Annotated in this window: 22 protein-coding genes; 15 read left to right on the forward strand and 7 right to left on the reverse strand. The window is 42.1% G+C overall.

Going from position 1 to position 21513, the window contains the following annotated elements; translation table 11 throughout:
• Positions 1-17 precede the first annotated feature (17 nt).
• From GKC25_RS05050 to GKC25_RS05065, 4 genes are all read right to left on the reverse strand, one after another.
• Positions 18-251, reverse strand: a complete 234-nt coding sequence (locus GKC25_RS05050; protein ID WP_060595958.1) for a spore germination protein GerPB — start codon at positions 249-251, stop codon at positions 18-20.
• 14 nt (positions 252-265) lie between these two features.
• A complete protein-coding gene (locus GKC25_RS05055) occupies positions 266-487 on the reverse strand; it encodes a spore germination protein (protein WP_003211745.1) in 222 nt (73 codons plus the stop codon).
• A 127-nt stretch (positions 488-614) separates the two neighbouring features.
• Complete coding sequence (locus GKC25_RS05060) at positions 615-776, reverse strand: aspartyl-phosphate phosphatase Spo0E family protein (protein ID WP_012009503.1); 162 nt, start codon at positions 774-776, stop codon at positions 615-617.
• A 122-nt stretch (positions 777-898) separates the two neighbouring features.
• Positions 899-1993, reverse strand: coding sequence for a CotH kinase family protein (locus GKC25_RS05065; RefSeq protein ID WP_216454731.1), 1095 nt, complete (start codon positions 1991-1993; stop codon positions 899-901).
• Between the two features lie 205 nt (positions 1994-2198).
• Here GKC25_RS05065 and cotG point away from each other — a divergent pair, with 205 nt between their 5' ends.
• From cotG to GKC25_RS05080, 3 genes are all read left to right on the forward strand, one after another.
• Positions 2199-2759 carry a spore coat protein CotG gene (gene cotG / locus GKC25_RS18475; RefSeq protein ID WP_425389368.1) on the forward strand — a complete coding sequence of 187 codons (561 nt, stop codon included), beginning with the start codon at positions 2199-2201 and terminating at the stop codon, positions 2757-2759.
• A 126-nt stretch (positions 2760-2885) separates the two neighbouring features.
• Positions 2886-3791 carry a fumarylacetoacetate hydrolase family protein gene (locus GKC25_RS05075; RefSeq protein ID WP_095284997.1) on the forward strand — a complete coding sequence of 302 codons (906 nt, stop codon included), beginning with the start codon at positions 2886-2888 and terminating at the stop codon, positions 3789-3791.
• A 92-nt stretch (positions 3792-3883) separates the two neighbouring features.
• Positions 3884-4252 carry a YisL family protein gene (locus GKC25_RS05080; RefSeq protein ID WP_034663442.1) on the forward strand — a complete coding sequence of 123 codons (369 nt, stop codon included), beginning with the start codon at positions 3884-3886 and terminating at the stop codon, positions 4250-4252.
• Between the two features lie 38 nt (positions 4253-4290).
• Here the strand turns inward: GKC25_RS05080 and GKC25_RS05085 are convergent, their stop codons facing one another.
• Positions 4291-4818 (reverse strand): DUF2777 family protein, encoded by a 528-nt coding sequence (locus tag GKC25_RS05085; protein WP_095284998.1) that lies wholly within the window; start codon positions 4816-4818, stop codon positions 4291-4293.
• A 156-nt stretch (positions 4819-4974) separates the two neighbouring features.
• Here GKC25_RS05085 and asnB point away from each other — a divergent pair, with 156 nt between their 5' ends.
• The 4 genes from asnB (at position 4975) to GKC25_RS05105 (ending at position 10785) form a co-directional block, all read left to right on the forward strand.
• The gene (asnB, locus tag GKC25_RS05090) at positions 4975-6816 is read left to right on the forward strand and encodes an asparagine synthase (glutamine-hydrolyzing) (protein ID WP_034663432.1); all 1842 of its coding nucleotides are present in this window, start codon (positions 4975-4977) and stop codon (positions 6814-6816) included.
• 147 nt (positions 6817-6963) lie between these two features.
• Positions 6964-8481, forward strand: coding sequence for a phytoene desaturase family protein (locus tag GKC25_RS05095; RefSeq protein WP_342689925.1), 1518 nt, complete (start codon positions 6964-6966; stop codon positions 8479-8481).
• The gene (locus GKC25_RS05100; protein WP_034663425.1) at positions 8478-9953 is read left to right on the forward strand and encodes a phytoene desaturase family protein; all 1476 of its coding nucleotides are present in this window, start codon (positions 8478-8480) and stop codon (positions 9951-9953) included. The genes GKC25_RS05095 and GKC25_RS05100 overlap by 4 nt, the downstream gene beginning before the upstream one ends.
• Positions 9946-10785: a phytoene/squalene synthase family protein gene (locus GKC25_RS05105; protein WP_034663422.1), complete on the forward strand. Its 840-nt coding sequence runs from the start codon at positions 9946-9948 to the stop codon at positions 10783-10785. The genes GKC25_RS05100 and GKC25_RS05105 overlap by 8 nt, the downstream gene beginning before the upstream one ends.
• Positions 10786-10810: 25 nt before the next feature.
• On the opposite strand, the gene GKC25_RS05110 is transcribed toward GKC25_RS05105, so the two are convergent.
• Positions 10811-12187 (reverse strand): MATE family efflux transporter, encoded by a 1377-nt coding sequence (locus GKC25_RS05110; protein ID WP_034663418.1) that lies wholly within the window; start codon positions 12185-12187, stop codon positions 10811-10813.
• Between the two features lie 113 nt (positions 12188-12300).
• On the opposite strand from GKC25_RS05110, the gene GKC25_RS05115 reads away from it, so the two are divergent.
• The 3 genes from GKC25_RS05115 (at position 12301) to GKC25_RS05125 (ending at position 14112) form a co-directional block, all read left to right on the forward strand.
• Entirely contained in the window at positions 12301-13167 is an 867-nt protein-coding gene (locus GKC25_RS05115; RefSeq protein WP_034663414.1) for an AraC family transcriptional regulator, read from the forward strand.
• A gap of 14 nt (positions 13168-13181) precedes the next feature.
• Entirely contained in the window at positions 13182-13739 is a 558-nt protein-coding gene (locus tag GKC25_RS05120; protein ID WP_034663411.1) for a GNAT family N-acetyltransferase, read from the forward strand.
• 112 nt (positions 13740-13851) lie between these two features.
• Entirely contained in the window at positions 13852-14112 is a 261-nt protein-coding gene (locus GKC25_RS05125) for a hypothetical protein (protein ID WP_080869523.1), read from the forward strand.
• Here GKC25_RS05125 and GKC25_RS05130 read toward each other — a convergent pair.
• Entirely contained in the window at positions 14107-14643 is a 537-nt protein-coding gene (locus GKC25_RS05130) for a serine O-acetyltransferase (RefSeq protein ID WP_034663405.1), read from the reverse strand. The two genes, GKC25_RS05125 and GKC25_RS05130, sit on opposite strands and share 6 nt — an antisense overlap.
• A gap of 386 nt (positions 14644-15029) precedes the next feature.
• Here GKC25_RS05130 and GKC25_RS05135 point away from each other — a divergent pair, with 386 nt between their 5' ends.
• Genes GKC25_RS05135 through GKC25_RS05155 form a run of 5 tightly spaced genes read left to right on the forward strand, consistent with a single transcriptional unit; the run spans position 15030 to position 21512 of the window.
• Positions 15030-16376, forward strand: a complete 1347-nt coding sequence (locus tag GKC25_RS05135) for an aspartate aminotransferase family protein (RefSeq protein WP_034663402.1) — start codon at positions 15030-15032, stop codon at positions 16374-16376.
• Positions 16363-17859 carry a pyridoxal phosphate-dependent decarboxylase family protein gene (locus GKC25_RS05140; RefSeq protein ID WP_187704441.1) on the forward strand — a complete coding sequence of 499 codons (1497 nt, stop codon included), beginning with the start codon at positions 16363-16365 and terminating at the stop codon, positions 17857-17859. The genes GKC25_RS05135 and GKC25_RS05140 overlap by 14 nt, the downstream gene beginning before the upstream one ends.
• Positions 17856-19637, forward strand: coding sequence for an IucA/IucC family protein (locus GKC25_RS05145; protein WP_095285001.1), 1782 nt, complete (start codon positions 17856-17858; stop codon positions 19635-19637). Before GKC25_RS05140 ends, GKC25_RS05145 begins: the two co-directional genes overlap by 4 nt.
• Positions 19634-20188 carry a GNAT family N-acetyltransferase gene (locus tag GKC25_RS05150; protein ID WP_060595973.1) on the forward strand — a complete coding sequence of 185 codons (555 nt, stop codon included), beginning with the start codon at positions 19634-19636 and terminating at the stop codon, positions 20186-20188. Before GKC25_RS05145 ends, GKC25_RS05150 begins: the two co-directional genes overlap by 4 nt.
• On the forward strand, positions 20163-21512 hold the full coding sequence (locus GKC25_RS05155; protein ID WP_095285002.1) for a lysine N(6)-hydroxylase/L-ornithine N(5)-oxygenase family protein: 1350 nt from the start codon (positions 20163-20165) through the stop codon (positions 21510-21512). The genes GKC25_RS05150 and GKC25_RS05155 overlap by 26 nt, the downstream gene beginning before the upstream one ends.
• Position 21513 lies beyond the last annotated feature (1 nt).

The following is a 21513-nucleotide window of genomic DNA, read 5'->3' on the forward strand; positions in this document are numbered from 1 at the left end:
GGGGATAGCAGATGAACTTAAGTTGTTGGTGACTGAAGCGGTACAAAAGGTGTTGTGATTGCGCCTTGGGATTCTTCAATTCCTTGTGTACCTGCTGCGGCAGGTGCTGCTTCTACGTAGCTGCCCGTGTTATACAGATTAGAAAGAGCTTTAATTGAACCAGCGCTCCCAATTTGCAGCACAGAGGAGTTACTGACAGACTCTACACGCAAATAATTAATTTGTATCGCTTGATTAATATAGAAGTTCAACGGATTCTCACTCCTTACAAGTTACCAACAAGCGGTTGATCAATGACATCACTGTCGTACGTATTTGTCACACTTTTATAGTTGCTAATGCGCAATTGATCACCAGTGTTAAAACTGCCTGCGCCAGCAAACGTTTTAACCTGACTATTTGGAGAAATGGTGATGCAGTCTCCAACATGAACGACTCCGCTCGTTCCGACGGCATTTACTTTAAAGGCTCCAACAATAGCCGGCATAGCGGTGCACATCCTTTATAAAAATAAGGCACTTTGTTTTTGGGCGTTTCACCATAGCTTATGATGGGTCTTTTAATGTGTGATTGTCTTTTTGAAAGCTTTTGATGAGAGGAATTAGGTGTATGGTTTACCCTTTTTTAGAGCATTCATTCGAGGTGTATTTGATGCCTTTATTTAAGAGTGTATCAAGCTCTTGACTGCACCTGATGGTTTCTTCGGCATTCATCCCGAATTTTTTTGCTGTCTCAATTAAATGTAATCTTTTTTGTTCAATTTCATAATTGATCATAACGGACGCCAACTCTCACATTTTTTATATAATAGAAGGATATGGTTAGTATACCCTATTTTTCTATAAAAAAAGCTGTTTCGTCAATATGAGTAATAAAGTGACAAAATTCGAAAGCGTCCTTACGTATCATATGTCTCTTTTCTTATTTCAGCCTGTAAATAACGTCGTCTTTTGTTGATATACTGCCGGATGACCTCTCGTTCTGATTGTAGGATGTCTTTGCGGTCTCTCGTATAAGGATCATCTCCAATTCGGTTCTCGATAGAAGCATGCCATTTTTCGATGATTGGACAAAGCCGGTCTTCTAAAAAATGAGTATTGAGTACATGCTGAAAAAGCGTGTAATAGGCTCTCTTAAATGAAGGGATATCTAGTAACCTAGCAGTTAAAGTATTAAAGCCGTTTACTGGAATATAATCAAATGCCATTTCTTCTCCATGAATGTCACGGCCCCATGTCGCATCATAATCCCAAGGAAGTACTTGAAATTTTCCTTGTTCATTCACATAAAGAGCGTAGTTATGGACAAAGCCGTCAAAGTTTTGTGTGCACACGACACCAATGAGCCAGCGGAAATACTGTGTTACATCTAAGTATTGCTCAATTTTTTCTGCAAATATGTCATCTTTCGCTGTGTTGAGAAAGTAAATAAATTCACTCAGCTGCTGATCGTGTTGAGAAGTCCCCGTTTTTTTCTCGTACCCGAGGAGGAGGTGTTTTTTGGGCTTTTTATCAAACGAACTCAAAAGGGAGAAGTTGGCATCGTCATCGACTGCATAATAAATGCCGCCTCCTGAAAGCTGCCTTTTCTGAAAAAAGTGCTCATCAACAGATTCTATTTTTAAATAAATGCCTTCTTTTCTTCCGTTTATAGTGAGAAACACATGAGACGCAGCCGGGCTTAGCACCCCTATCTGCTCGAAGAAATAAAAGGACAGTCTGTTTCGGATAAACGAGGGGTCATTGTATTCTGCATTTAAATGAAAGATAGATTCGCCTTGTCTTTGCTTTGGCTTACGATATTCAATTTGATAGGACTTTTTTTTCAGCTTTCTAATGTGAGACCCGCGGTATGAAGCATAAATATGTGATTTGATCTGGCCGGTTTTCAAAATGGCCTCAACAGGTTCGTCGTTCCATATGTCTTTTCTTAATTCAATCAGGTCCTTTGGATGAATCCAAATATCCATTTGCTTTAAAGGTTCTGTGGTCATGCGTTCATCATCCTCCTATGCTCTTCTTTACGATATGAAAATGAAGGAATGTCCTGTACCCGTTTGTTAGGTATTCATGGAGTTTTAAAAGAAAGGGGCATCCGCCAAGAACACTTGTCTACCAAGTCTCGTAACATAAAGCAGAGAAGATAAACAGCTTGATCTGTTTGTTTTGTCAAAGTATAGACTGGGAGGGGAATCGTTCGTGAGCACATTTGATCATTCACATATTGAACATGCAGTGGATTCACTTCGAAGTGAAGGACGTGATCATCACTTAGATCGTGAACCAGAATCGAGACGATCGCACAAGTCAGCACGTTCTCGCCATTCAAAACGCCGTCATTGGTTCTTTGGTGGAGGCGGATGCCGTAAATCACACCGCAGTAAAAAAAGCTACAAGAGCTATCGTTCGAAAAAAAGTCGCTGTTCAAAGAAAAGCGTGAAAAGTGAGAAACCATGCAAAAGTAAAAAGTCGTGCAAAAGCAAGAAATCTTGCAGAAGCAAAAAGAGTGAGCCGAAAAAATCATGCCGCAGCAAACACAGATCCCATCATAAGAAAAGCTGCCGTAAGTCACATCGCAGCCATCGTTCTAAAAGATCTCATCACCACAGAAGCTGCCATCGATCTAAACGTTCTCATCACCATAGACGCAGCCGCTCTTGCAAAAGATGTGGAAAGAAAAAGCATCATTCCCACAGCAGAGGAAATGTTGATCGCAAATGGGACCAAGGGAACATGTGGGAGTATCGCCGCTACCGCTAAACATCAGATCATCTTTTTTGAAACCCTTTTTAAAAGAGAGTATGATAAAAAAGGGTTTTTTTTATTTCATAGAGAAATAAAATGAGACATCATCACTTAGCGAAATGAAGATTGTGAGGGGAAGACATGAAGTTTTTTACAGGTGAGATACATAGCAGAATGTTTATTGGGGTAGTCATTGATGATGAATGGGTCATGGACGTCAAAAAGGCAGAAGCCAAATTATTTGAGCTTGAGACACTGCCAAACTCTTTAGCTGAATGTATTCATATGGGGGACAAGTTTGTTGAGCATGTCAAACAGCTCCTTGACTGGGCTGAGAAAAAAGAAGAAGACCGCGGTTCTTATGTATATCCGCTTTCGGAAGTGAAACTCCATGCGCCGATTCCAAAGCCAGCTAAAAACATCATGTGTGTTGGAAAGAATTATCAAGATCATGTCATGGAGATGGGAAGTGCAGCGGATCTTCCTAAAGATGTGATGATCTTTACAAAGGCACCTACTTCAGTCGTTGGACATGAAGCGGATATTCTCCTTCATGAAGATGTGACCAGTGAGCTGGACTATGAAGGGGAGCTTGCGATCGTGATGGGCAAATCAGGGAAGAATATTGCACCTGAAGAGGTCCGCGATTATCTATTCGGTTACACCATTTTAAATGACGTAACGGCAAGAGATTTGCAGAAAAAACACAAACAATTTTTCATAGGTAAAAGCTTAGATACAACCTGCCCGATAGGACCTTATATTGTGCATAAGTCAGTGGTCGAGGATCATGGTGCGCTCCATGTGGAAACAAAGGTAAACGGAGAGGTTCGCCAGTCTGCCAGTACAGAATTAATGATTTTCTCCATCGAGAATATTGTTTCTACTCTTTCAAAAGGGATGACACTAGAAGCTGGTGACATCATTGCAACGGGAACACCTTCTGGGGTTGGCAAAGGCTTTGAACCGCCTAAGTTCTTAGCTTCAGGGGATCGAATTGACATCACGATTGAGCCGATTGGAACGCTATCGAATCGCGTCAAATAAAGAGTGCGATGACACAGGATTGTCGCTTTGTGTTCGACTTATTTCGTGGTACGATGAGAAGGTAATTGTTCTGATAAAGGGGGAAATAACAGATGGGAACGCATTTACATATTACAGCATGGGTGCTAGGGATTATTTTATTCTTCGTTGCCTTTGCTCTAGCAGGTAAAAACGACAAAGGTGCTAAAATTGTGCACATGATTGTCAGACTATTGTACTTGATCATTATCGCAACAGGCGTAGAGCTGTATGTTCGCACAGGAATGAAAATTCCAGGTTTCGGTGGCGAGTATATCGGTAAAATGATTCTCGGTATCCTTGTGATCGGCTTCATGGAAATGGTTCTTGTACGCAAGAAAAAAGGAAAATCGGTGACTGGTGTATTGATTGGTTTTATCGTGTTCGCGATTGTGACCATTCTTCTCGGTTTACGTCTGCCGATCGGTTTCCATATCTTTTAACATAAAAAGGGCATTGCTTATACGAAGCAGTGTCCTTTTTATATGCCATCAAATTGCGAAACCGACCGGTAACCGTCAGAAGTGGTCCATTCAAAACGAATTTGACCTGCGACGGAGTCATGGTGACATTGAAGGGCAAGTGATTGTGAATCTGTCGAAAACTGAAAGAAAGAAACTCGTTGAAAAGAATGAAAGGAGGAGAAAACACAATCGTAGACGGAAAAACCAAGCTGCTCTACCTGTGCAATGATTTCATAAAAAACGTTTTCAGGAACGAACATCAGTAGGTCAAGCCATCCTTTCGCAAGTGATGCCGTATATTGAATCACTTCACCGCCTTGTACTTCTACTAGCTGCCCACTTTCATGAAGTATCATGGACCCGAGCAGTTCCCCTTTGGTCCACCTGCCATTTTCCTTCAAACAGATCATCGTGCTTTGAAGACTTTCTGGCAGCATGATGTCTCCTTCTTCATCTTCAATCAGACAATACCCGTTTTCAATCAGTAAATACCCGCTGCACCATCTTCGACTGCAGCGTTCAAGCTGCTTCATTCGTTTTTCCATTTGCAAAAGCTCCTTTCCTCTTTCTTTTCTTACCAAATCATGCTTGTCCTATACGCCCGAGAAAAAAAGGACAAATCAACTATCAAGGAGACGATGCATAAACTAAGAAAGGCTGAATGAGAACACTTGAGGAAAAACGGATGGGAGCTGATGATGATGTGTGGAATAACAGGCTGGGCAGACTTTAAAAAGCAGCTCATCCAACAGGATCATGTAATCAATCAAATGACAGATACATTATCTAAAAGAGGGCCAGACGATACAAATACGTGGAAAAGTGAGCACGTTCTATTTGGGCATAAAAGGTTAGCGGTTGTAGATGTAGAAGGCGGAAAACAGCCGATGACATATACACATCAAAACCATGCTTATACCGTTGTATACAATGGAGAGCTCTATAACACAGAAGATATAAGAAAAGAATTGTTAAAAAGGGGCCATCGCTTTCTTGGACATTCTGATACAGAGGTTCTTCTTCACGCCTACACAGAATGGAAGGAAGAGTGTGTGACCCATTTTAATGGTATTTTTGCATTTGTGATCTGGGATAGTGAGCGTGAATTATTATTTGCAGGGAGAGACCGGCTCGGCGTCAAGCCATTTTTCTATACAGAACGTCATCATTCCTTTTTATTTGGTTCGGAAATCAAAGCGCTACTTGCTCACCCTGATATGAAAGCAAAAGTCGATCATGAAGGATTATCGGAGATCTTTGGTTTAGGACCGTCTAGAACACCAGGGCAAGGAGTGTTTAAAGGGGTAAAAGAGCTGAGACCTGCTCATGCTTTGACTTTTTCAAAAGACGGACTGCGTGTGTGGAGATACTGGAATGTCAAAAGCAAGGCGCATACGGACTCACTTGATGACACCGCCCAGCACGTCAAGCATCTCTTTACAGATGCCGTCACAAGACAGCTCGTTTCTGATGTGCCTGTTTGTACATTTTTATCGGGTGGCGTCGATTCGAGTGCCATTACCGCCATTGCCGCTAAGCACTTTGAGAAAATAGGGAAAGCACCGCTTCATACGTATTCGGTTGACTACGAAGGAAATGATCAATTCTTTGAAGCAAGTCAATTCCAGCCGAATGCTGACGGTCCATGGATTGACCGCATGACCAAGGCGTTTCAAACGAATCATCACAGCTGCGTCATTGGACAAAAGGAGCTGGCTGCTTATTTGAAAGAAGCGGTTGAGGTCCGAGACTTACCGGGTATGGCAGATATTGATTCTTCTTTGCTTTGGTTCTGCCGAGAAATTAAAAAGGACTTTGTTGTCGGTTTGTCAGGTGAATGTGCGGATGAAATTTTTGGAGGTTATCCTTGGTTCCATGCGGCAAATGAAACGAATGGTTTTCCTTGGATGAGATCGACGGAAGCCAGAACGCAGCTCTTACAAGATTCGTGGCAAAAGAAGCTGTCACTAAGAGAATATGCACAAAGCAAATATGAAGAAACCGTGGCTGAAACGCCTCTTTTAGATGGAGAAACTGGAGTGGATAAAGCCCGAAGAGAACTTTTTTACTTAAATATGGTCTGGTTTATGACAACGCTGCTAGATCGAAAAGACCGAATGAGTATGGGGGCGAGTCTTGAGGTACGTGTGCCATTTGCAGACCATCGCCTTGTCGAATATGTGTGGAATATTCCTTGGGAAATGAAAATGCATGGAAATCGTGAAAAAGGGGTTTTACGAAAAGCATTAGAGGGAATTTTACCGAATGAAGTGCTTTATCGCAAGAAGAGTCCTTATCCGAAAACACATCATCCAGCCTATACTCAGGCTGTGAAAGAGATGTTAACAGATTGCCTTGCGCAAAAAGATTCTGTCCTTCACGAATTTCTAGATGCACATCAATTAAACCAGCTGATTGAAACGGAAGGAGCCTCCTTTCAAGTGCCTTGGTATGGCCAGCTCATGAAGGGCCCGCAGTTAATCGCTCATCTGGCGCAGATTCATCATTGGTTTGAAACGTATCGAATTGATATAGAAGCGTAATAAAGGGTCGGCTTTCTTACATTTGTTGAAGGGAAGCCGGCTTTTTTAATACATAACATGAGACGAATAGAGCACATCAAAAGTTGATCTAATCTTTCTAATTTGTATAATTAACTTAAAGTGAATTAATTTGGAGGAAAAAGGATAATGGAAATCATTGTGATCGGAGCAGGACCAGGGGGACTTGCGGCAGCTATGATGCTTCAAAGCAAAGGACATGATGTTCAGGTATACGAAAAACAGCCCTTTGTTGGCGGACGTAACTCTAAGTTTCAACTCGGTGATTTCACGTTTGATACGGGTCCTACCTTTCTCAGCATGATTCATATTGCAGAGGAGCTGTTCACCTTTGCTGGTAAAAATCTTTATGACTATATTGATGTGATCGAATTAAAAGAAATGTATAGATTGATTTTTCAAGACGATCAGCTAGATATGATTCGAGATCGTGATGAAATGTATAGACGGTTAGAAGCCTTTGCACCTGGTGAGGGCGAAGGGTATTTACGATTTATGAACGATACAAAGCGCAAAATGGATCAGCTTACACCTATTTTACAAAGTAAAATGGATCGTTTTCATCACTATTTGCGTCCAAAGGTGCTCAAAGCACTTCCGCAGCTTTCATTGAATAAGAGTTTATATGATGTGCTGTCAGATTATTTCTCAAATGAATCAGTGAAATATGCGTTTACATTTCAATCAAAGTATTTAGGCATGTCACCGTGGGAGTGCCCTGGTGCTTTCTCCATTCTATCGTTTATGGAACATGACACAGGTGTTTTCCATCCGAAGGGCGGGGTCAATCAGCTGTCAGAAACGATGGCAAAAGCAGCGGCTGAAGCTGGAGCGACGATTCATCTGTCAGCTGGCGTCGAAAAATTGCTGACGGAAGGCAGGAAAGTAAAAGGCATTCGCTTAGAATCTGGGGAAGAATTACAGGCAGATGAGGTTGTTGTAAATGGAGACTTTGCACATGTGATGACAAAGCTTGTAGAACCAGGACTTTTAAAGAAATATAGCGAGAAAAAATTAAAAAAGAAAAAATTCTCATGCTCCACCTTTATGCTTTATTTAGGATTAGATATCATGTATGAGGAGCCGCATCATACCATCGTATTTTCCGATGATTATGCTCAATTTGTCAAAGGCATAACGAAAACGTATGAGCTGCCAGATGATCCTTCTATTTATATTCAAAATGCAAGTGTCACAGATGACTCGCTTGCGCCAAAAGGAAAGTCAGCTCTTTATGTGCTGGCACCTGTTGCCAACAATCAAAGCGGTATTGACTGGGAAGCGCATCAAGATGAATTTAGAGAACTTGTGCTGGACACACTTGAGCGAAAAACCGGTTTTAAGAATGTGAGACAGCATATAGAAGTCGAACGGATGATCACACCGAAGCAATGGGAGGAAGACCTTTACGTATACGAAGGAGCTACATTTAACCTTGGCCACCAGCTGACGCAGATGATGGTCCTAAGGCCGCACAATGAATTTGATGAATTGGACCATTGCTGGCTCGTAGGAGGAGGGACGCACCCAGGAAGCGGGCTGCCGACCATTTTAGAATCAGCACGTATCACGACAAATGCGATTCTTTCAAAAGAGAAACATACGCACAAAACATTGCCGCACCAAGAAAAGGGGAGCGCCTCATGAAAAAACATATATTGATTGCAGGTGGCGGGATTGGCGGGATAATCTCAGCACTTTATTTAAAAAAGGCTGGACATGATGTCACGCTTGTCGAAAAAAATGAGCGACTTGGCGGAAGACTTGCTTTTGTACGTGAGAAAGGATATAAAGTAGATGAAGGTCCGACCATTGTCCTACTTCCTGATATGTTAAAAGGTATTTTACATGAGGTTGGAATGGACGAAGCGTCTCTTGATCTTTTGCAGCTTGATCCGCTGTATACGATTCAATATCAAGATGGAACCTCCTACACGAAGTACTCTGATGCATTTCGTCAGCTAGAGGAAATCAGACGTGTATTTCCAAAAGAAGATCAAGGATTTCTAAGGTTTATGGAAGAAATGACAGACCGTTTTCAAGAAGGGCAGCAAGCCTTTCTAGAGAAATCATTTCATGAAAAACGTACATTTTTTACAAAAGCAAACATGAAGATTTTAATGAAATTAAAGGCGTATCGAACGGTTCAAAGTGCTCTGAAAAAGTATTTCTCAGACGAACGCCTGCGAGATGCATACGCACTGCAAACCCTCTATGTCGGAGGGAACCCGTATGAAGCATCTGCTATTTATTCGCTCGTTTCATATAGTGAGCACGCACATGGAATCTACTATTTAAAAGGCGGCTATGCGAGCTTAGTAGATATACTGGAGAGGCAGCTCATAAAAATGGGTGTGCATATAAGAAAAAATGAAGAAGTCACAGAGCTAGAGTTTGAGGGAAAGCGCGTGGTTACAGCAAAAGTCAGTGACGACCGTATAGCAGCTGATGCATTTGTGATCAACGGAGATTATCCAGCTGCGTTAAAACAGCTTGGTTTAGATGAACAAGATCGGCGTAAATACGTGCCGTCTTCTGGCTGTGTGATGGTGTATCTAGGGTTAAACAAGATGTACCATGATGCGCCTGTTCACCAATTTTTTATGGGCGAACACTTTGATCAGCATATGAAAGAGGTTTTTCAAACGAAGACAATCCCTCAAGATCCGTCGTTTTATACATTTAATCCATCGATCATTGATCCATCTCTTGCCCCGGCAGGCTGTAGTGTTTTATATATGCTGATTCCCGTTCCCTCAGGAGATCATATCAACTGGGAAGAGGAAACAGATTTTGTAGAGAAAATGGTCGATCGTCTTGAGAAAAGAGGCTTTCCAAGATTGCGAGAGTCGATTGTCTGGGAAAAAATCAGAACACCAAATGATTCCTTGCGAGAAGGATTGTTTGAAGGCGGCAGCTTTGGACTTGCGCCTAACTTGTTTCAATCAGGTGTGTTCCGCCCGCAAGTGAAGGTTGCTGAGACGGGCAATCTTTATGCGGTAGGTGCTTCCATCCATCCTGGCGGCGGGGTGCCGATCGTCATGCAAAGTGCAAAGCTGATGGCTTCTGTGCTGTTAAAAGATTTGAATGACAGGAAGGAAGTGAAACTAAGTGGTTGATGTACAAACAGCATTGAAATTGTGTGAGGAGACCATTCAAACCCATTCCAAAACGTTTTACCGTGCCTTTTCCATGCTGCCTAAAAAGAAAAGACAGGCCGTCTGGGCTGTGTATTCCTTTTGCCGGAGAGCAGATGATATTGTAGATGAGTCCCCCTCACCAAAAGAGGAGCTTGCCTCCTTTCGAGAGACGTTTGATCGATTTTTACATGGTGAGGTAGATCGGAATGATCCAATGTGGGTAGCGCTAGAACATACATTTCAAGAGTTTCGTATGGATGAAGCCCCGTTCCGTGACTTGCTCCAAGGTCAGGAGATGGATTTAGAGCAGCACCGGTATGAAACGTTAGATGAACTGCTCATCTATTCCTACCATGTGGCTAGTACCGTTGGACTCATGCTGCTTCCCATTATTGCACCGCGTAAAAAAGAGCAGCTGAAAGAAGCAGCGATTTCATTAGGGATTGGCATGCAGCTGACCAATATCCTTCGTGACATCGGCGAGGATAAGGCTGAAAGAGACCGCATTTATTTGCCAAAGCAAGTCATGGATCAATTCGGATATACAGAGCAAGAATTGCAAGAAGGCATTGTCAATCAAGCATTTCAGCACGTATGGGAGTACATTGCCTTTGAGGCAGAGGCATACTACGAGGAGTTTTTTGACCATCTTCATGAATTCCCGCTTTATTCACGTATATCGGTGAAAGCAGCTGCTCACTTTTATAAAGCCATTTTAGATAAAACAAGAGAAAATGAATACCGCGTGTTTACACAGCGATTATTTATTTCAAATCAGGAAAAAGCACTTATTTTAGAAGATATTACGTAAAAAAGGACTGCACCCGCAGTCCTTTTTATGTGGAAGAAAAGCGATACTCTGTCCATACCCTTGAACGCCACCGCCTATACATAAAGATGCCTCTTACCCATTCATCCACGATAAAAGAAATCCAAACCCCAATGAGACCCATCTCAAGCTGAATGCCTAACAAGTAGGCGATCGGAAGCCCGATGCCCCACATTGAAATCATCGCCATATACACTGGAAACTTCGCGTCACCAGCAGCCCGCAAGGAATTAATAATGACCATATTAAAAGAACGGCCAGGTTCCAAAATAATTGTCAATAGGAGGAGTGTGGCGGCAATTTGGATAATCTCGCTGTTGCTAGTAAAGAAAGCAAGCAAATGCGTCGATGATAAAGATAAAGCAGTGGAAGAAAGAAGGGAGATGCCAATGGCCCAGTATAAGCTTTTCATGCATCTGTGATAGGCAGCATCGAATTCTTTCGCCCCAATATGGCGCCCGATTAAAATTTGTGTCCCTTGGCTAATGGCTGCACCAAACAGCATAATGAACATCATTAAATTTTGAGTATAGACCTTTGCTGCTAATGCCTGCGTCCCCATAAACGTAATAAACAGTGTAATGATCATTTGAGAGCCGTTATAAGAAAGCTGCTCTCCAGCAGAAGGAATCCCGATTTTCAGAAGCTTTTTTAAATGTGTCCGCTGGATGTGAAACATCTTCTTCAGTGAAAAGCGTAATCCAATTCGGCGGCGTACAATGAGGATCATTGCCATTAATCCGATCAACCGAGCAAGTGAGGTAGAAAAAGCGACCCCCATCACACCTAATACGGGGAAGCCAAACGGACCGAAAATGACCAGATAGTTACCGGCAACGTTTAGCAAGTTCATTCCGATGGTGACATACATCGTATCTCTTGTATATCCGTAGCTTTTTAAAATAGCACTATACGTCATAATGAGCGCTTGAATAAAAGAAAGCAGTCCGACAATTTGTAAAAATACCGCCGCATCCGGCATGAGCTCACTTGATAGGCCCATCAGATGTAAAATGGGAACAGCTAATACAAACATGAGAAGACTAATGACAAAGCTAATCAAGAAGTTGGTTCCTAGTGAGACATAGGCGACTTGAGTCGCTTCCTGTCTGCGGCTTGCTCCTAAAAGCTGCGCAATCACAATCGTCGTTCCAGTTGTAATGAAACTGAACATGACAATCAATAAATTCAGGAGCTGGTTGCTTACACCAACTGCGGCAACACTATTATCGGAATATTGGCTGAGCATGAGGGTATCCGCGCTTCCCATGAGCATATATAAAGAGATTTCAATAAAAATAGGCCAAGTTAATGTAAATAATGAAGGATGGGTTTTCTTCCCCCTAGCTTGAATCTTTTGAATTGGCAGTGATTGAGGTTTCATCAATCAACCTCCTTTCGTATAAATCCGATTTATAGTGTACCTTGCATCGACTATAATAAGAAGAGATGAAACCGAAACTTATTGGAGAAATCCGACTTCATAAGGGGATGAATATGAATCGATTTATTACATTTACTGTACCGCCGTTCCCGGTTTATATTGCTTCAGGCAAAGGTGTATTTCATCAAGGAGAAAGACATATCTCTAGAACCTTCACTGTGTTTGATCTTCTTTATGTCACAAAGGGGGAACTATGGATCACAGAAGACAGAGAGGCTCATCACGTAAAAGAAGGAGAATATATCATTCTCTCACCTGGCTTGTCTCATGGGGGACACCTGCCATGCGAAGAAGAAACTCACTATGAGTGGCTGCATTTTTCAATTGATCCATTTGAGTTGACGAATCGGCTGAGAGAACACTGGTTTGATATGAAACAAAATCAAGCCACCTTTGAAAATCCGGCAACATATGAATTTAGCCTGCCTCGTATAGGAAAAGTGAAAGGAAGAAATGTGTTCGAAAAACATCTTTCAGCAATGCGGGCACTAAATGATGACGCGTCTGAACTGCCGCTGAAAAAACAGCTTCAGTTTGAGGAAATGCTCATTCATTTACAAAAAGAAGCATTTCATATTCCAAGTGCAAAGGAGAATGTCGCCTCAGAAGTGGTTCATTATCTTGAGCGTCACTTTATGAAGAAACTACAAATGGAAGAGCTTGCAGAGAAGCTGCATTATCATCCTGATTACATGACAAGGTGCATGCAGACTGTATATGGACTGACGCCAAACCAATACATCAATCGTCTCAAGGTCGAAAAAGCCAAAAGCATGCTTGCCTCAACGAATGATAAAATCGCAGCTATTGCTGATCACGTAGGCATTGACGACCCTACTTATTTTTCTAAACTGTTTCGGCAAAACGAAGGCATGACGCCTATCGAGTACCGTCATCTAGCAAAAAGAACGACAAAGTAAAGGAACGTGAACAGATGAAAAGGGAAAAGGAAGAGCATGTGAGCATACAAGCATTAAACGAAGCCGATTTAGAGATGGTATGGCATTTAAAATTCAAAGCACCAGATCAGTCCTATCGAAAGTGGAATGCCCCATATTTTTATGAACACGAAATCCCGCTTGCTGCATTTAAAAAACGATACTTACAGGATACATCCATTCCGCCAAAGCTATATGGCATTGAAATAGACGGCGAAATCAAAGGCACCGTGTCATATTATTGGGAGAATGAACGTACACGGTGGCTTGAATGCGGCATTCTCATTTATGACTCGCGCTTTTGGAGCGGTGGCGTTGGGACAAAGGCGTTAAGTCTATGGACTGATGAGTTATTTGCTCATATTGATATCCCTCGAATTGGTCTTACCACATGGTCGGGAAATGCACGGATGATGCGGTGCGCAGAGAAATGCGGATTTGTCCTTGAGGGGAGACTGAGAAAGGTTCGTTACTATCAAGGAGAATATTATGATTCGATGCGCTATGGGATGCTGAGAGAGGAATGGAAAAGCCTCCCGCGACAAGCTACTTAACAATGATGAATCATTTTAGGACAAAAGGATCGAATGTTTGAATAAACTGAAGAAGAAGGGGGGCTAAAAAGCATAATAGAGAACATGTAATTACATAAGGAGGAGTTTGAACGTGAGAATTACGGGGTTATTCGTTTCACTTGCTGTTGCCATTTATTTATGGTTTGATGCGCCAAAGCATGATAAAGACAAATGGCTGTGGGCCATTTTAGGTGTCCTATTTAGTACCATCGTTCTCGGTATTTATTTGATCAAGACAGAGAGGAAGGGACTTGGCTGGACAATTCTCATTTTAACGACCTTGTTTTATCTCATGCTGCTCATCTCTGTTTTGATCGGTATCATTCTTTTTTATCAGGTGAGTCCTTCATGAAGAAGGGCTTTTTTCTTTTACCTTTTGCGCAGGCACACCTGCAATAACAATCTTCTCCTCGTGAAAAGAACGGTTTACAACAGCATTTGCTCCGATTGAAATATGATTTGCAATATAGATGTCCCCAAACAGCTTAGCACCAGGGCCAATCCATACATGATCCCCAATGGTTGGCACATCCTTTTCATGATGGTTCTGACCAATATTCACCCCTTGATGAATATCACAAAATGCCCCAATTTTTGCATGCTTGTTCACAATTAAGAGACCCGTATGATTGATTCTAAGGCCAGGGCCGAAGACACCAATCGGAATATCAAAGCCAAGCTGCATGCCTTTCTTTTTATGTAAATAGCGATAAAACCATTTGCGAAGTGTAGCGCCGCTATTAGAATAGTATTCATATTTTCGTAAAATCCTTTGATATTTCCATATATCATCCCCAAACCACTTAGGTCTTTTGCGCTTAATGGCTAATGCTTTCTTATCCTGTGCCAAGTAGTGGTGAAGATCGTGCTTCGTTAAAATCATCAGATCCCTCTCCATTCTCTTTTGTTTCAGAGAAATTATACCATTATAACCATTTATATCAATATAGAAAGGCGTTTATTTCTTTCTTTTTCTACATCACTTTCATCCAGTTTCCTGTATAAAATAAGAGCTTCGTCATGAGTAGAACAAAAGAACCAGGAAGAATGATTTGTAATTTTTTTCTACATCATTCCGTCTCATCCATTTGATCTCCTTATGGCAGTAGAGGTTTGTAAAAATTACACGAAAATACTCGCTAAAAAGAGAATATAGCATTCATATGCTTTTCGAATCATCTTTTTGAATACAATTGACTTTCATATCTCACATCCTCTAGGCTAGTAAATGAAAATGATAATCTTTATCAATTGGAGGAGTGTTTTATTATGTCCATCAAAACCGTTTCTAAAAATCAGCAATTTTTAGAGCAGCAAAGTCAAAGAGAATCTAATGCAAGGTCTTACCCGAGACGGTTCCCATTAGCCATGCAAAAAGCCGAGGGTATGATCGTGACAGATGCGGATGGCAGAGAGTTTTATGACTGCCTGGCAGGCGCAGGAACACTTGCACTTGGTCACAATCATCCAGTTGTTATAGAAGCTATTGAACGTATGCTTCATGAAAAAAGACCGTTGCATACGCTGGACATAACCTCAGAAATTAAAGAAGAATTTGTGAATGAAATTTTTTCTCACTTGCCAGAAGAGTTTGCAAAAAGAGCCAAAATTCAATTTTGTGGGCCAACTGGTGGTGACGCCATAGAAGCAGCTATTAAATTAGTCAAGACAGCGACAGGTAATCGTTCCATTCTTTCATTCCACGGTGCGTATCACGGTGCGACACATGGCACGATGTCATTAAGCGGGAATTTATCTCCAAAGGAAAGAGTGCAAGGGTTAATACCTGATGTTCATTTTATGCCTTACCCATATGAATATCGCTGCCCATTTGGAATTGGAGGGAAGGATTCGCACCGCATTTCAAGTTCGTATATTGAGCGCGTATTAAATGATCCTGAAAGTGGTATTCTTCCGCCAGCAGGTATGATCTTTGAAGCAGTGCAGGGCGAGGGAGGCTCCATTCCAGCATCTATTGAATGGATGAAGGAAATGAGAAGAATCACAAAAGAAAAAGGGATTCCGCTCATTATTGATGAGGTTCAATCAGGCATCGGCCGAACAGGTAAGATGTTTGCCTTTGAACATGCAGGAATTGTACCTGACGTCATTGTGCTGTCAAAAGCCATTGGTGGAAGCCTGCCGCTTTCAGTTGTGATTTATGATAAAGATTTAGATCAATGGAATCCAGGTGCACACATCGGGACATTTAGAGGGAATCAAATGGCGATGGCTGCAGGAACCGCTACGCTTAAATTTATAAAAGAAACCAACCTGCTTGATCATGTAGAACAGTTAGGAAATCGTATGCAGGCTCACCTAAAAGACATCCAAAAACAAGTACCTGCTCTCGGTGATGTTCGAGGAAGAGGTTTAATGATTGGCGTTGAAGTAGTCAATCCAAATGAGAAACAGGATGTGGACGGAAGCTATCCAGCGAATCCAGAGCTGGCCAGTCTTATTCAAAAGAATTGCTTCGATAAAGGCTTAATTGTGGAGACAGGAGGCCGTTTCGGAAGTGTGATTCGTTTCCTGCCGCCACTCATTATGACAGAAGAACAGCTTGAAAAAGTCATCGCTATTTTTAAAGAGGCCGTGTACGATGCAATCAACTAAAGCTTCTGTAGATTCATTATTTATGAATCAAAGCCAGCTTGGAAGAGAGTCCTTCCAAGCGGCTCTTCATACATCTATCGACAGCTTACTGGAGCAGTGGCAAAAAGACACAGGACCATACAGCGGAATATTGCCTGGGAAATTAGCGGCTAGTGTCGAATCGTTATTCCGATTTCAACCGTCTGGAGAATCAATTGAATCTGTCTTTCAAGATATAAAAGAACATCTTTTGCCGCATTTGATTGATGTATCGCATCCTAAATGCTTGGCACATCTGCATTGTCCGCCGCTCATTCCTGCACTTGCCGCAGAGGTGATGGTGAGTTCCTTTAACCAATCAATGGATTCCTTTGATCAAAGCGGTATTGCTTCTTTGGTTGAGGAGGAAATCCTCAAGTGGCTATGTGCAAAGTTTTCTTATGGCGGCTTAGCAGATGGGACATTTACAAGCGGTGGAACCCAATCTAACTATATGGGGCTGCTTCTGGCGAGAGATGCCTTTTGTGAAAACACATGGCAGTGGAATGTTCAGCAGAAAGGCTTACCAAGTGAAGCTCACCGCATGAGAATTCTTTGCTCTAAAAATGCTCATTTTACGGTGAAAAAATCTGCATCCCAGCTCGGTTTAGGGGAGCAGGCTGTTGTACTGGTCGAGACGGATGAGCATCACCGAATGGACCTCAATGATTTGAAGAAGAAGATGGTTGAATTAAAGGATCAGAACCTGCTTCCTTTTGCGGTAGTAGCGACTTGCGGGACAACTGATTTTGGAAGTATTGACCCGGTTCGAGATGTGTATGACATTGTCAAACCAGACGGTCTGTGGATTCACGCAGATGCTGCCTACGGCGGAGCACTTGTATTAAGCAAAAGCTACCGAAGTAAATTAGCCGGTATGGAGCTTGCTGATTCAATCACGATCGACTTTCATAAGCAATTTTATCAGCCGATTTCCTGCGGGGCATTTTTGCTGAAGGATAAAAGACATTTTGGTTTGATCGATTATCATGCAGATTATCTTAATCCAAAGGAAGATGAACTAGATGGTATTCTACATCTCGTCAATAAATCTATCCAAACGACGCGCCGGTTTGATGCTCTGAAGTTACTTCTCTCTCTTCGTCTAATTGGAGAAGAAGGATTTGGTGACATCATTGACCATACCATTCATTTTGCGAAGGATGTGGCCGCGCTTATTGAGAGAAATGATCACCTTGAAGTAATTAATCCTGAGCCAGAAATCAATGCGATTGTGTTCCGATTTAAGGATGAGCACCGAACAGATGACATCAATAAAATCATTCATCGGACATTGTTCAAAACGGGAACTGCTGTCATTGCGAAAACAGTGGTTGATGGCCGAACATGCTTAAAATTCACTTTGTTAAATCCGAGAACGACAATCACACATATTGAGGAAATCCTTTCTGACATCGTTGATATCGGGATCGCTCATATTCAATCCGGGAGGGTACTACGTTGAGTCAATATAAACAAATGGCTGAAAATGCAACTATGCAAAGCTTTTTAAACTGTTTTTTACGTGAAACAGGAATCGATCGATCTGCAAAAAAAGAGACGAGAGCAGATGGCTCGCTTGTATTCATCGCAAAACTAGCAAAGCAAGATCTAGAGCTTGTGATTCCGATCCGATATGTTTCATCTGTTGGCCGCCATCTCTTTGATTTTCCGATTCGCTTCCGTCCGCAAGGCAGTGAACAAGAGGGCGCAATCGCCGATTACACGACACTGGTTGCTCTATGTTCAAAGGAGCTTCTCATTGAATATGGCCGCACAGATGCAGAGGATGAATTCATGCTTCGCATCATTTTAAGCTGCCGAAATATTGAACGATTCTTAAAGGAGCGAGAAAGTGATCGAGCAGCTCTTTCTGAAGCCGATTTTGAGTATATCGAGGCTGAGCAGTCACTTCTTCTTGGACATTTAACGCACCCCACTCCAAAAAGCAGACAAGGGATGACGGAGGAGGAAGAAGCGGTCTATTCTCCTGAGCTGAAAGGGGCTTTCCAGCTTCATTACTTTAAAGCGCACCATTCGATTGTGCTTCAGGATTCGTCTATTGCACAGTCTGCGGCAAGCCTCATGTTAGAAGAGCTCTTGCGCCAGGTACCAGAAGAAACAGAGAGACTGAATACGTTAACAGAAAACGGAGAATATGTGCTCATTCCGATTCACCCGCTGCAAGTCAAAGTGGTCATGGAGAAAGCGTTCGTCCAGCGTTATATAGAGGAAGGGAAACTGACTTATTTAGGACCGCTGGGGTCTGAATACACAGCGACCTCATCCTTTAGAACTGTCTATCAAAAAGATTCTGCTTACATGCTCAAATTCTCTGTTCCTGTGAAAATTACAAACTCCTTACGTGTCAATAAACAAAAGGAACTGGATCGCGGAGTTGAGATGTCTCGCATTTTAAAAACAGAATTAGGCATTTCTTTATACGATAAATTCTCTGGATTCCGGGTCATTGAAGATCCTGCCTATTTATCCATTCAAGGAGAAGAGGCGGAATCTGGCTTTGAAGTAGTCATTCGTCAAAATCCATTTTTGCATCGTGAAAAAGGGGCAAGCTTAATTGCTGGATTATGTCAGGATCATGCGTATGGTGGAAAATCGCGATTAGCAGGGATCATTCATAACCTTGCAGACGCAGAAGGCCGATCAACAGATGCTGTGAGCCAAGATTGGTTTAAGCAATATTTAACCATTTCGTTAGAACCGATGCTCTGGCTGTTTGAAACATATGGTCTTGCACTGGAAGCCCATCAGCAAAATGCTGTTGTGCAAATGAAGGCTGGTTACCCGGACACCTTCTATTATCGTGACAACCAAGGCTACTATTATAGTGAATCGAAAAAGGATAAACTCGCAAACCTTGTCCAAAACTTGAGCGTGAGAAGTGAAACCATTTGTGCAGATGATGTAGCCGTTGAGAGACTGCGTTATTATTTCTTCTTTAATCATTTATTTGGTCTCATTAACGGCTTTGGCACAGAAGGACTGGCAAAGGAAGAAGACTTGCTGGCACTCGTGAGAGACACATTGCTCGCTCATGAGGAAACATACGGGGCATCTGAACTGACAAACAGCCTTCTCCGCTCAAAGGAACTGCCTTCAAAAGCGAATTTGCTGACACGGTTTGAAGATATGGATGAGCTGACTGGATCTCTGGAAACACAGTCTCGTTACACAGCTGTCTTGAATCCGCTCTTTTTACATAAGGAGGCGCTGATTGGATGAGGCATCGTATTAGGTTTATTCGCGCTGAATATGAAAGGGATGTCCGGCTTGTCCACAAGTGGATGCAAGAAGAGTATGTTCACCCATTTTGGCATTTGAATATTCCGTTTCCTGCTTTTGAAAAGCATTTTTATCAGGCGATTCATGATCCGCATCAAACCCTTTATTTGGGAACAATTGATGGGACGCCAATGAGTTATTTTGAGGCATACAACGTCAAAGGTGACGTCATTGAATCCTACTATCAGCCTTCTCCGCATGATCAAGGAATCCATCTATTAATAGGGGAGCCGGATTATGTGGGAAAAGGATTTGCGGCCCCGCTGCTTCAGGCAATGACAGCCTTTCAATTTGAGCAGAACAAACGAACAGAAAAAATCGTCGCTGAGCCGGATATTCGCAATGAAAAAATGATCCATGTATTTGAAAAATGCGGATTTGAACGTGTAAAACCAGTCAATTTACCCGATAAAACAGGTCTTTTGATGTTTTGTGATAGAGAACGATTCGAAAGGAAGTATAACCATGACGCGGTTCAACAAGCAAAATAATGTAGTGGATGTAATTGGAATCGGCATTGGACCGTTTAACCTGGGACTTGCCGCATTATCTGAAGAGGTAAATGAAATCGACGCTTTGTTTTTTGAAAGAAGTGAAGCCTTTCATTGGCACCCAGGTATGCTCATTGAAGGGACGACACTGCAAGTCCCCTTTTTAGCGGACCTTGTCAGCATGGCAGATGTGAAAAGCAAATATAGCTTTCTTAACTATTTGCAGGAGCAAAACCGTTTGTATTCATTTTACTTTCTAGAGGATTTTCATATCCCGCGCAAGGAATATAGTCATTATTGCCGCTGGGTCGCAGATCAGTTAGACTCTTGCCGATTTGGCATGAACGTCGAATCTGTCTCATTGATTGAGAAAGCAGGAGAAAAGCGATATGAAGTGCATGTCCGTCATGTGAATGATCAAACCGTAGAGGTATTTGAAAGTAAGCATCTCGTCTTAGGAATTGGTACACAGCCGGCGATACCAGCATCGCTCCAGCCAGCTTTAGGAGAGAAAGTTTTTCACTCTGCTGACTATTTAAAACGAAAGAAAGAAGGCTGTTTTAAAGGGAAATCTGTGACAGTTATCGGCTCTGGCCAAAGTGCGGCAGAAGTGTTTTATGATATTTTATCAGATGATGAGGCAAAGGATATTCACTGGTTCACACGCTCTAAAGGATTTTTCCCAATGGAATATTCAAACCTTGGTCTTGAATATTTCTCTCCAGATTATATTGATTTCTTTTATGAGCTTCCGCAAACAAAAAAGGATGCTTTGTTAAAGCAGCAAGACTTGCTGTATAAAGGCATCAGCTCTGCAATGATCCGTGATATTTACCATTTGCTTTATGAACGTTCTGCCTGCGGAGAGCAGTTGAACACAGTGCTTCAAGCGATGACAGAGGTCAACTTGATTGAGGAAACAGCGGACGGCTTGTCCCTTTCATGCATGCAATGGGTCAAAGAGGACACCTTTACCCATGAGACCGATATTGTTGTGCTGGCGACTGGCTATCAATCGGTACTGCCGCCGTTTATCAACCCAATTTCTCATCACATTCAATGGGACGATCAAGGACGGTTCCAGGTCGAACGTGAATATCGCTTGAAAACTAATACAATGGGTGAAAATGATATTTTTGTGCAAAATGCTGAGCTTCATACACATGGGGTCGGCGCTCCGGATTTAGGGCTTGGCGCTTACCGAAACAGTGTGATTATCAATGAACTTGCTCGTCAAACCGTGTATCCACTTTATCAAAAGCACGTCTTCCAGACATTTGGTACACACAAGAACGTCAACACATTTGAAGAAATCAAAGGTTAAG

The organism is Bacillus pumilus (genome assembly GCF_038738535.1).
Lineage (GTDB): Bacteria > Bacillota > Bacilli > Bacillales > Bacillaceae > Bacillus.